This is a genomic window from Runella sp., assembly GCF_965279615.1.
Lineage (GTDB): Bacteria > Bacteroidota > Bacteroidia > Cytophagales > Spirosomataceae > Runella.
The window spans coordinates 2,776,802-2,789,153 of sequence record NZ_OZ257252.1 but is presented as its reverse complement, the minus strand read 5'-3'; the positions used below and the strand labels follow the sequence as shown (position 1 = coordinate 2,789,153).

The following is a 12,352-nucleotide window of genomic DNA, read 5'->3' as shown; positions in this document are numbered from 1 at the left end:
AATCAAAAATCAGCTATGACCTACTTAAATATTGATTCCATCAAAGACCGCACGTTCGACGCCATTGTGGTAGGTTCGGGCATCAGCGGCGGTTGGGCAGCCAAAGAACTCTGCGATAAAGGACTCAAAACCCTCGTGCTGGAACGTGGACGGGACGTAAAACACGTAACCGATTATCCCACTACCTTGATGAATCCTTGGCAATTCGATCACCTGAACCAACTGCCGAAAGCTGTCTTGGATGCCAACCCGATTGCCGGTCGTTGTTATGCGTTCAAGGAAGATTCGGCGCATTTTTTTGTGAAAGATGCCGAGCATCCTTACGTGCAGGAAAAACCGTTTGACTGGATTCGGGGGTATCAGGTAGGTGGAAAATCATTGATGTGGGCGCGGGGAACGCAGCGTTGGTCGAAGTATGATTTTGAAGGGCCGGCCCGCGACGGCTTTGCGGTTGAATGGCCGATCCGTTACGAAGAATTGGCTCCTTGGTACAGCCATGTCGAGACCTTTGCCGGAATTTCGGGAAATAAAGACGGTTTGGAACAACTGCCCGACGGAGAATTTTTGCCGCCTTTTGAGCAATCGTGTGTGGAAAAGCATTTTGGCCAACAGATGTCGCAGCATTACAAAGGAGCGCGTCCGGTGATCGTGAGTCGTTGTGCACATTTGACCAAGCCTAAGCCCATTCACTATCAACAGGGCAGAGCACAGTGCCAACAACGTGACCTTTGCGTGCGCGGTTGTCCATACGGCGGTTATTTCAGCAGCAATGCTTCGACGTTGCCGTGGGCGGCGCGGACCGGCAAAATGACCTTGCGACCTGATTCGGTAGTTCATTCGGTCATTTATGACGAAAAGCTCGGCAAGGCTACGGGGGTGCGCGTAATTGATGCCAATACCAAAGAAGCCGTTGACTACTACGCCAAAATCATTTTTCTGAACGCTTCGGCGCTCAATACCAACCTGATCCTGTTGAATTCTAAGTCCAATCGTTTTCCAAACGGTTTGAGCAATGACAATGGATTATTGGGTAAATACATCGCGTTTCACAATTTTCGTTCTACGATCTCAGGAGAGTACGAAGGACTTTTGGATACAGTAACGGAAGGAAAACGTCCCGGCAGTAGTTATATCCCGCGTTTCAGAAACGTATTTCAGCAGGACAAAGTGGATTTTTTGAGGGGGTATGCCGCAGGGTTTTCGGGAGAGCGGGCCATGTACCGTGATACCTCAGACATGGGCGAAACCCTAAAGGAGAATTTGGCAACACCTAAATACGGAAACTGGCGCGTAGGTTCGTGGATGATGGGCGAGACGATCCCGAAAGAAAGCAACTTTGTTACCCTTGATACCGGCCTTACAGATGCCTGGGGTGTTCCGCTGTTGAAAGTATCGGTGGCTTACGACGACAACGATCATAAAATGGTCAACGATTTTCAGGAACAAATGACCGAAATGCTTACGGTTGCCGGGTTTAAGAACATCAGAACCAATGATGTTCCGAGCAAAGCGCCGGGCCTTGACATTCACGAAATGGGCGGTGTACGCATGGGCAAAGACCCCAAAACATCGCAGTTGAACAAATGGAATCAATTGCACCATTGCAAAAATGTTTTTGTAACCGACGGCGCCTGTATGACTTCCAACTCTACGCAAAACCCGTCGCTCACGTACATGGCCATCACCGCGCGAGCCGCCGATTATGCCGTGAAGCAATTGAAAGCAAAGAGTTTATAAGCGTCAGTCGGTTGAAATTCGCGCGCTCAACCGACCGAGGCTTAACCGGCAGACCCTTCCTGAAATCAGCATCAGTTGGCTGATAGCCGCGATGCACAACCGACTGACGTTTAATGGAAGTTGGAAGAAAACCACTTGCCGGTAGGCCAAATCCGAAATCGAAAATCGAAGATCCAAAATCGCAACTGCGATAAAAGTCATGAGATTACTGTAAAAATACCCTCCCCCCACTATATTTGCAGCCTAAGCGACGACCATAGCCTTGATTAGGTCGTCAAGCCATCTTAAATCGCGGCGGTGAGCCGTTCCTTAATTTCCGTAGAATGAAAGTCCTCAAATTTGGCGGCACCTCGTGCGGCACAGTCGAAAGCATCCAACAAGTCATTCAGATTTTAAAAGATAATATTGCCAACGAAGAGCGCATTGCCGTTGTGTATTCGGCGATGGGTGGAGTAACCAACAAGTTGATCGAAATAGGCCGCATGGCTTCCAAAGGCAATGCTGAGTATTTTGATGCCCTCAAAGCCGTGGAAGAACGCCATTTTGCCGCCATTCGAGGATTGATCGACATCAAGAATCAAAGCAGCTCGATTGCTAAAGTGCGGGGCCTGGTCAACGAATTGGAAGACCTTTTGAAAGGAATTTCGCTGATTCGTGAGCTATCGGCCCGGACGCTTGATCTGTTGATGTCTTTTGGTGAACGCCTTTCCACGACCATCATCACCGAAGCCCTCAAAGGCCGGGGCGTCAAAGCAGAGTTTTGCGATGCCCGTAACCTGGTCCGCACCGACGATCATTTTGGCTACGCCGAAGTGGATTTTGAAGTAACCAACGCGCAAATTTTATCACATTTTGCCAAAACCGATGCCTTACAGTGCATCACGGGTTTTATCGGTTCCACGTCTGAAGGCATTACAACCACACTTGGACGCGGCGGCTCGGATTATACAGGATCTATTTTCGGGGCCGCGCTTGATGCTGACGTCATCGAGATATGGACCGACGTAGACGGCATGATGACTGCTGATCCGCGCAAGGTTTCCACCGCCTTCACCATCCCGACCATTACGTACGCCGAAGCGATGGAGTTGAGTCACTTTGGAGCCAAAGTGATCTATCCGCCGAGTTTACAACCTGCGTTTGTTAAAAATATTCCTATCAAAGTATTGAATACCTTCAATGTAGCTTCTGAAGGAACAACAGTACATAACACTTCTGACGAAACGCCTTTTGCCATTACGGGTATCAGCTCCATTGACGATATTGCCCTTGTCAACGTGCAGGGCAGTGGTTTGATCGGGGTAGCAGGCGTGTCGGCGCGCTTGTTTTCGGCGCTGTCGCGGCACAAGATCAGCGTGATCCTGATTTCGCAGGCCTCGTCGGAACATTCCATTTGTTTTGCCATTGACCCCAAAAATGCCGACCGCGCCAAAGAGGTTTTAGACCAAACCTTTGCCCCCGAGATCAACGCCGGTGACATTGACCGCGACGGGATTCAAATCCAGAAAAACGTTTCCATCATTGCCATCGTGGGCGAAGGAATGCGCCGCAGCACGGGGGTTTCCGGGAAGCTGTTTACGGCTTTGGGTAAAAACGGTATCAATGTCATTGCTACCGCACAGGGGTCTTCGGAGTTGAATATCTCGGTGGTGATTCAGAAAAACGATCTTTCCAAAGCGCTTAACGCTATTCACGGCGTGTTTTTCCAGTCAGAAGTAAGGACGCTGAATTTGTTCATTGTAGGTACGGGTTTGATCGGCAGCACATTTCTGAAACAATTGTCGGCGCAGTCGGAGTATTTAGCGAAGGAAAAATTCCTGAAGATCAACGTGGTAGGATTGGCGCGCAGCAAAAAAATGTGGCTAAATCCCGCAGGCATCAGCCTTACGCAATGGAAAAATGAACTGGAAGAAAACGGCAAAACCACAAGCCTGCCCGCGTATGTGCAGCGTATTCGGGAGTTCAACTTACCCAACAGCGTTTTCATCGACTGTACTTCCGATAAAGATATTATTCAATACTATCATCCGTTGCTCGACGCCAGCGTGTCGGTCGTAACACCCAATAAAGTAGCCAATTCCAGCAGCTACGCCGAGTACCGTCTTTTGCAGCAAACTGCCGTACGCAAGGGAGTGAAATTTCTCTACGAAACCAACGTAGGTGCAGGGTTGCCCATCATCAACACCATTCAGGGGTTGATGGCGAGCGGCGATAAATTTGCCAAAATTGAGGCCATTTTATCCGGAACATTGTCGTTCATTTTCAACAGCTTCGTGGCGGGCACGCGCTTTGTGGACATTGTCCGGGAAGCCAAAGAAAAAGGCTACACTGAACCCGACCCTCGCGATGATCTGAGTGGCTTGGACGTAGCGCGTAAAATCCTGATTTTGGCGCGCGAAACGGGTGTAGGATTAGAAATGAGTGATATTCAGATCGCCCCCATTTTGCCCGATAACTGCCTGCAAGCGCCTACGGTAAATGATTTCTTTACTGAATTGGAAAACTCTGACGATTATTTTGCGGCCCTATTGCAATCAGCCACCGAAAAGGGCGAAAAATTGCGCTACATCGCCACGCTCGAAAACGGAAAAGCCATGCTTCAGTTGCGCACTGTTGATGCCGATCATCCGTTTTACTCGCTTTCGGGCGCTGACAATATTGTTTCATTTACCACTGAGCGCTACAATACCCGTCCGCTCGTGGTCAAAGGACCCGGCGCAGGTGCCGAAGTGACGGCTTCCGGCGTATTTGCCGATGTGATGAGCATCAGTAGTTATTTGTCGTAAAAAAATCAAAGTCAGCAAAAGAAAACGTCGGCGAGGTTCCAAACCTCGCCGACGTTTTTGTTTTTAACCAACCTGAAAACGTACAATGCGTTTAAAATAATCTTCTATCTTTGTTTTTGATGAACTCTTAACTTTATGAGTATGAAAGCGATTACCTTAATGCGCACAGTGTGTTTCGTGCTGTTGGTAACTGCTGCTTTTGCACAACAAAACCCCGTTGACAGTCTTAAAAAATTGCTTTTACAACCCATGCCCGATACGGCGCGGGTACTGCTGTTGGATCAGTTGGGGTACCGACTGATGTACTCAAAACCCCTGATTGCGATGGAATACGCCCAAGAAGGGTTGAGTTTGGCCGAAAAAAGCAGCTTTTTGAAAGGAAAGGTGAGAAGTATGAACCGCCTCGGGGCCATCCTTCGATTCACGAGTAACTATGGAAAAGCGTTGGAAATGCATTTTGGCGCGCTGAAATTGGCCGAAAGCATCAATGACCGGGAAGGTGCCGCCAGAACGCTCAATAACATTGGAATTTTGTATTCGGAGCAAAAAGAATCAAAAAAAGCGATCGAATATTATTTCAGAACTAAAGCCATTGCCCAACAGATAAATGACCCAAACCTTATCCAAATCGCTTTGATCAATTTGGGCACTGATTACGCGCTTTTGAACCAACCCGATTCGGCACGCTTTTACACACAGAAGGCGTATGAAATGGCCCTTAAAAATAAGAGCAATAATGTGCACGTGCTGCTGATGAACTTGGGCAACATTGACTACCGAATGGGACATTATTCCTTATCGTTGGGATATTACCGCTCGGCTTTACCTTACCTGAAAGCTTCCGGAAATAACCGCCTTTTAAGCCAAACCTATTTTGAAACAGCGCAGGTATTCAAAGCATTGGATCAGCCTGATTCCTGCCTGTATTACGCCAAAAAATCATTAGCGCTCAGCCGGGAAGTCAACAATGTGAAGTACATTTTTGAAGCAGGATCAATGCTTGCGTCGTTGTACGAAACTACGGATAAAAGTAAGGCGTACGACTATTTTAAAATGGCGGCCGCTGCCAAAGACAGCATGTTTAATGAGGAAAAAGTAAAACAGGTACAAACGCTGAGTTTCAACGAGCAGTTGCGGCATCAGGAGCTGATCGCGGCCCAAAAGGCGTTTGAGAATCGGCAGAAAGTGTACGTGCTGTTTGGGATATTGGCGGTTATTCTGGTCATTACCGTAATGCTGTACCGAAACAATCGCCTGAAAAACAAGGCGAATGCCCTGTTACGTAAGCAAAAAGAAGCCATTCAATCCCAAAAAATTCAACTTCAAACATCGCTTCAAACGCTTAAAGAGACCCAAAATCAACTCATTCAAAAAGAGAAATTAGCCGGTTTGGGTGAACTGACCGCCGGCATTGCGCATGAGATCCAGAACCCATTGAACTTTGTCAATAATTTTGCCGACATCAGTGTGGAGTTGGTGCAGGAATTGCGAGAAATAAAAGAAGAAGGAAAAGACGAGGCTTCGGAAGCGGAGCTTCTGGAAGATATTGAAAAAAACCTGCAAAAAATACACTTTCACGGCCAACGCGCCAGCGGTATCGTCAAAAGTATGTTGGAGCATTCACGCGCGAGTACCGGCGAAAGGGTTATGACTGATATCAATAAACTTGCCGACGAATACCTTCGTCTTTCATACCACGGTATGCGGGCCAGAGACAAAAGTTTTACGTCAGGGTATGAACTTAGTGCCGATAAAAATCTGCCTCAGATCAACATTGTTCCGCAGGATATCGGGCGCGTGCTGTTGAACTTATTTAACAATGCATTTTATGCCGTTGCTTCAAAAACAACTCACTCCGGCAGTAAAAATGACGATTTTATGTCAATATTGGCAGCTTACCAACCCAACGTAACGGTGAGTACCAAAGCATTGGATGAACAAGTTGAAATACGTGTAAAAGACAACGGGCCGGGGATTCCGAAAGGTGTGAAAGAGAAAATATTTCAGCCTTTTTTTACCACCAAACCCACAGGAGAAGGAACGGGATTGGGGCTTTCGCTCAGTTATGATATTATTACAAAAGGCCACAGAGGTACAATCGATGTGGAGACGGAAGAAGGAGAAGGAACAACATTTATCATTCGATTACCCATTCATTCAGCCTCTTCCGAAGAACAGAGGATTGAAGAGGAATAATACTTATTTTTTGATTATATTTAGCTGTCTGTTAAACCCTTAACTCACTTTCAATATGAAAAGATCTCTTTTGTTTATGTGCCTTATTGTATCAATGGCAACACGCTCATTTGCGCAGGGGCACATAGAGACCGAAGGCGGCACGATAGATACCAAATCAATCATTATCGGCGTGGTAATTGGCTTGGTTATTGGGTATTTATTGGGTTCGCGAATGGGGAAAAAATCGTAGCCGAAAGGAGGAAGTTGTAACCTTACAACCTCCTCCTTTTAACATGTTTCAGCGTAACCAATAAAGGAACAATAAGTCCTTCGTGTTTTTGCCGCAGCTCAAATCCCATTTTCTTGGTTTTATATTCCACTTGGTCATATTTCAATAATTCAGGCCCGAATACTTCCTGCACCCGCTGCGTGAAAGTGCCTTGACGTGTATTGATCTCCGTGATGCAACTGTCGATTTTAACTTCTTTGTCCGAAAATAAAAACAGCCAATATTCCTTGCCTATGACTTCATTGAGGGCATATACATGATCTTCTGACGGAAGTATCACTTTCGTGTTGGCCCCGATCATTGGACTGATGGAATCGACGGGAAAGAGTTTGTCAACCGCTTGCTGCGTGTTATTGGCTCCGAGTACATATAGATAAGTTTGTTTATCAACGTTGATCTTAAATTTATATTCAGTGTCGGTAGGTTGAGGGTTGCTGAGAGCGTACGTTACCATTTGTTCGTTGGGGGAGTTTTCCGGAAATTGTCGCGCAAAGAGCAGATCCGCCGAACTCAAACCTGCAAGCTCAATGGAAATATCTCCTGAGCGAATCGCTTCTGTTGTGTAATTTTTGGCCGATAAATACGCCTGAAAAGCGTATTTGGTATGTTTTGTGTAATCTTGGTAGCGAATCCAGAAAAAACCCTCATCTCCCCAGTTTTCTCCCCGACTGTTTACGACGTGAAACGCCCCGCCGAATTTAGCATCGTCGTACCCTACTACGCACACCGCGTGTCCGCCGCGTAATTTTTTCGATTTGGCAGGATTCCATAGACCGAATTCGTCGTCGGTATCAAAGCCAAACCACCGCAACAACCGTATCCACAGCTTATGCCAAAAACCGAGTTCATCCAATGAAGGAGTGGTTTGAATGGCAATAATGACGGGTGTTCCTTCAGCCAAAGCTTTTTTTGTGGAGATAACGACATTTTCCTGACGATTATTCAACCCAAAAAGACGGATATAATCCATGATTCTGGAAGATTCGTCGGGCTGTAACGATTTTTTTGGAGTACAATCAGGATAGCGTTGTTGGGAAAGTTTTGCTACTCCTTTGTTTTTCATGAATTCGAGCGCGGCGGCTACCTCTGCGCCTCTTTTGCAATTTTTATCAAGCGAATCTTTGATGGCATTGTAAAGAAAAGAAGGCGAAAACCGCAGCGCATTGATGGAGTCTTTATCGGTGATATTGAGCCGTTTGGCTTCCAATATCGTGCGCATATAGTAGGCCGTTGAAATACCTACGCAAGTGCCGAGCGTTCCTTGATTAATGACCGTTGGCACGTACATTGACAGATCTACTTTCGAGGGCAGTCCTGCGATATTGACCACCAGATTCGATTTTTTTTGTGGTACGCTGCGATAAGCGGAATCGTTAAAATTTAATCCCTGCGCATACAGCATGCGGCTGCTCACTATCAACAACATGACTACAGCGGAGATTTTTTTCATACGATTGACGGTTGGGTTATCGGGCAGCTCGGGCAGCGGGGCGGGGAGGAGCAACCCGGCAACTGATCGGCACTTTGCTCAGACCCGTATATTCGGGGATAAAAGCTTTGGTGATCTTGTTTATGCGAACCAGAAGGTTGTCCAAACTCACCTCTTTCAGGTTTTTTACGTACAGCATATCCTCGAAAGCTTCGGTGAGAGAATAGGTAAAAACGGAGTTGCGCTGAATGGCAAATGCCGGCTTCCCCTTTTGGGCACTGGCTATTTTCAGGATTCGGCAGGATTCTCCCAGAAACAGTTTTTTCAGGATCTCTTTCGTTTGGTCTTCCTTCACAATTGTATTTCTGGGAATAGGAGTCGGATAACGGGTGGTAATTTTATCCCGACAATCGGCCATGACCATCCCAAGCCGAATGCCTTTTGCCTGAAGCGCGCCGGCAACGTCATCCAATGGCAGTAAGGTGTATTTATCAAAACTCAGCAAGCTGTTATTGTTCAATTGCAAAGAAGGTAGGGTGCTTTTGGCCGAATACGTTCCGAAGCCGGAGTAATAAAAAATAACGATGTCGGTCGAATGAATAGAGGTATCATTGATGGCATTCCGAACGGCGCTGCCGGTAAAACCGTCTTTGGTATTTTTGTTAATATAAACGGTCTGCACATTGTACCCGATCTGACTGCCGATCTTATTGAACATTGTACCAACCATCTCTTCGTCCTTAAGGCTTATCATTCCAAAATCTTTGTTCTCATAATCAGAGGCAAGAATGAGGTGGAGTGTTTGGGCACAACTGATAAAAGAGTTGCCGACGAAGAACAAAAGAAAAAGAAGATTTCTCATAAGCAGGTCAATTCTTGCGGTATTTGGTCATTAACGCCTTAAACTCCGGCATTTCTCGCACAGAATCAAAAGCGGCATTTTTATTGATACTGTCAAAATTGGTATATCCTTTTTCCAAAGCTTTGCCTAACCAGTCAATTGCTTCGGTGGGTAGGTTTTGGCGCCCTTTGATGATAGCCATGTTATAATACGCCCGGAAATAGTCAGCGTTGATTGCAATAGCTTTTTTATAGACCGTTTCCGCTTCGGGCAAACGATTTAGGCTTTCTAATAAGCTACCGTAATTATTGTACAAATTGGCGTCATTGGGGATCAGTTCCAACGCTTTTTTGTAGTTGGTTTCAGCTTCTTCAAAACGATTTTGGCGGGCAAGTAAATTTCCGTAATTGCTGAAAACCAATCCATTGGCGGCACTTAGTTCAATGGATTTCTTATAAGCCGCTTCGGCATCGGGCAAACGATTCTGAGCCGCCAGCAAAATTCCGTAGCTGTTGTACACGAAAGGGTCTTCCGGGTTGAGTTCAATGGCTTTTTTATAGTTCACTTCGGCTTCTTCCGGGCGATTGCGCGCGCTTAGCAGCATACCGTAATTTTTGTACACTTCGGCATCTCCCGTTTTTAGCTGAATGGCTCGTCGGTAAGACGTTTCCGCATCGGTAAGTCTGTTCAGGTTTTTAAGTAAAATGGCGTAACTTTTATGAACATTGGCATCCGTGGGGTTCAATTCTATAGACCTTTTGTAGGCTGCTTCCGCCTCTTTTTGTCGCCCCTGCCGAGCCAATAAATTGCCGTAATTTCCGTAAACAATGGCGTTGTTAGGACTTAGCTCGACGTATCTTTTGTACGCTTTTTCCGCTTCGGTCAAACGATTCTGGGCTGCCAACAACACCCCGTAACTATTATAAACAATGGCATCATTGGGATTTAGCTCAATGGATTTTTTGTAAGCCGTTTCGGCCTCGGCCTGACGGTTTTGGGTAGCCAGCAATATTCCGTAATTAAAATAGGCCTGTGCATCGTTGGGGTTTAACTGAATGGCTTTTTTAAACGTAAATTCCGCTTCTGCCTGACGATTTTGCACCGCCAACACAATGCCGTAATTGCTGTATACCTGAGCGTTGTCGGGATTTAGTTCAATGGCTTTTTTATACGCAGTTTCGGCGTCATCGTATCGTTTTTGTGCGTTTAGGAGCATTCCGTAATTATTGTACGTTTCCGGGTCGCTGCCGTTGAGTTCAATGGATTTTTTATACGCTCCTTCTGCTTCTTTTGCTCTGTTTTGCCCCGCCAGCAGATTACCGTAATTCTTGTAGGCAATGGCATCGTCAGGTTTTAGTTCGATGGCTTTTTTATACGCCGCTTCCGCCTCCGGCCATTTATTTTGGACGGCCAGTACCATGCCGTAATTCAGGTACAGAAAACTCCAGTTCGGCGCAAATTGAATGCCTTTTTCAAAGATCCCCTGTGCTTCGCTGAAGGCTTTTTTGAACAACAGCAAGCGCCCGGCGTCATTATAGGCGGGAGCAAACGTACTGTCGGCCACAATGGCCTGTCGATAATTCAGCAAGGCCTCGTTGGGGTTTGTTGGTTCTGCCATCATGCCTTTATAATAAAATACCTGTGCCCGCAGATTTGGGTACAAAAAATGGGATTTGCCCAAAATTTGCGCGGCTTTTTCTAAGTAGCGAATATTTTTTTGGTAAGCATTTCCTACTACCGTTGTACTCTTATTGCTCAAAAGTCCGTTGAAAGCTTTCGCGGATTCTTCCAACAATGCCGCCGCAAATTCACGTTTGATAAAAGGATGAAGCTCCTGAATGGAGGACGATGCCAACAGTTTTTCGTAATAAGTATCTGCATTATTGGCTACGTCCAACAGTTGCTTTTTATCGATCGCTTCGTGAAAATCAACGTATGATTTTCGCAGGTCGGGGGTTGTTCCTTCCAAAATAGTTTCGGTAAATCCTTTACCCTGCACCGTCGCAAAGGCGGGGGACGGCATATTTTGACGCACGGCTGCAAGTGTAGGAAGGTCAACCTTGACCAAGGGCAGGGATTTGTCGGCGGCCAAGAGCAGCGGATTTTGGCGATTGGGGGCGGCTTCGGCGGTTACACGGTCTTCCAGATAGCGTTCCAGTTCCCGTAGGGTAACGGTTTTATCTCCATCGGCATCGGCCAATCCCTGCATACCCCGGATGAGATGATAGCTGAACAGCCCGCGTCCGCCGCCCCATTGGTATCCTTCGAGGGATAATTCATTTGCCTGACAGGCCATGAATTTTACTTCATTACCTACCTGTTTGAGCAATTGCTGCCCGGTCAGTTGTACGCCGCCGATTTCGCTTCCTGCCAATTTCCCGGCCCGGCACGCATCCAAAAACATAACTATCTGCGCTTGATTTTTGGTTGAAAGTGTAGCGATGTAATCCTGAAGATACAGTACTGCAAACGCAGTAGAGTTGTAGTTACTGCTGAATGTATCGTAGGTGAGCAAAAAGCCACGTTGAGCAATGGTCTTGGATTCCTGGTCACCATGACCGGAAAAATATAAAAATACGCGGTCATTAGGCTTTACAAAATCCAGTAAATTTCCCATGGCTCGGTCAACTTGTCCCAACGTTGCTTTTTCATTCAATAAAAGCTGAATATTGGCTTGTGGAACCGAACCGCCGGCGGGCGATAGCAGGTAGTTGTAGAAAGCGAGGGCATCATCACCGGCAAATCGGAGAGAGTTAATGTGTTGATATTGTGATACACCCACGATCAATGCCCAGGTTTTGCCAATGGTTTTCGAGGCTGTTTTTTCGGTATTTTGTCCTCGTTCTTCCTGTGCCGAAAGTCGGCTTGCAAGCCCTCCAAAAATTAAAAACAGTAATACGAATTTTTGAAGTTTCATGGTAAGTAAGGTAGGTCAGCGTATGTCAAATTAGATTAAGGAGTTTCAAAACCAATTGATAAAAAAGCCGGTCGGTACAGACATACTTTAAAGTAAATGCAACATTTTTATTTACCCTTTAAAGTATTTGATAACGTATTTTTGGGGCATTTGTTTTTCTTTTAAAGGCATGTTA

7 protein-coding genes are annotated in these 12,352 nt (G+C 46.2%); 4 read left to right on the top strand and 3 right to left on the bottom strand.

Translation table 11 applies throughout. The features are described 5' to 3' along the window. Positions 1-15 precede the first annotated feature (15 nt). The 4 genes from ACQY73_RS11980 to ACQY73_RS11965 all read left to right on the top strand — a co-directional run bounded on the left by ACQY73_RS11980 (position 16) and on the right by ACQY73_RS11965 (position 6,951). Entirely contained in the window at positions 16-1,737 is a 1,722-nt protein-coding gene (locus ACQY73_RS11980) for a GMC oxidoreductase (protein ID WP_428665998.1), read from the top strand. 323 nt (positions 1,738-2,060) lie between these two features. Continuing rightward, positions 2,061-4,523, top strand: coding sequence for a bifunctional aspartate kinase/homoserine dehydrogenase I (gene thrA, locus ACQY73_RS11975; protein WP_428665995.1), 2,463 nt, complete (start codon positions 2,061-2,063; stop codon positions 4,521-4,523). Between the two features lie 141 nt (positions 4,524-4,664). Further along, complete coding sequence (locus tag ACQY73_RS11970; RefSeq protein WP_428665993.1) at positions 4,665-6,719, top strand: tetratricopeptide repeat-containing sensor histidine kinase; 2,055 nt, start codon at positions 4,665-4,667, stop codon at positions 6,717-6,719. 55 nt (positions 6,720-6,774) lie between these two features. Then, complete coding sequence (locus tag ACQY73_RS11965; protein WP_428665991.1) at positions 6,775-6,951, top strand: hypothetical protein; 177 nt, start codon at positions 6,775-6,777, stop codon at positions 6,949-6,951. Between the two features lie 22 nt (positions 6,952-6,973). Here ACQY73_RS11965 and ACQY73_RS11960 read toward each other — a convergent pair whose 3' ends face one another. Genes ACQY73_RS11960 through ACQY73_RS11950 form a run of 3 tightly spaced genes read right to left on the bottom strand, consistent with a single transcriptional unit; the run spans position 6,974 to position 12,177 of the window. Continuing rightward, positions 6,974-8,440 (bottom strand): C1 family peptidase, encoded by a 1,467-nt coding sequence (locus tag ACQY73_RS11960; RefSeq protein WP_428665988.1) that lies wholly within the window; start codon positions 8,438-8,440, stop codon positions 6,974-6,976. A 16-nt stretch (positions 8,441-8,456) separates the two neighbouring features. Further along, positions 8,457-9,281: a caspase family protein gene (locus ACQY73_RS11955; RefSeq protein WP_428665985.1), complete on the bottom strand. Its 825-nt coding sequence runs from the start codon at positions 9,279-9,281 to the stop codon at positions 8,457-8,459. 7 nt (positions 9,282-9,288) lie between these two features. After that, a complete protein-coding gene (locus ACQY73_RS11950; RefSeq protein WP_428665983.1) occupies positions 9,289-12,177 on the bottom strand; it encodes a tetratricopeptide repeat protein in 2,889 nt (962 codons plus the stop codon). Between the last annotated feature and the right edge of the window lie 175 nt (positions 12,178-12,352).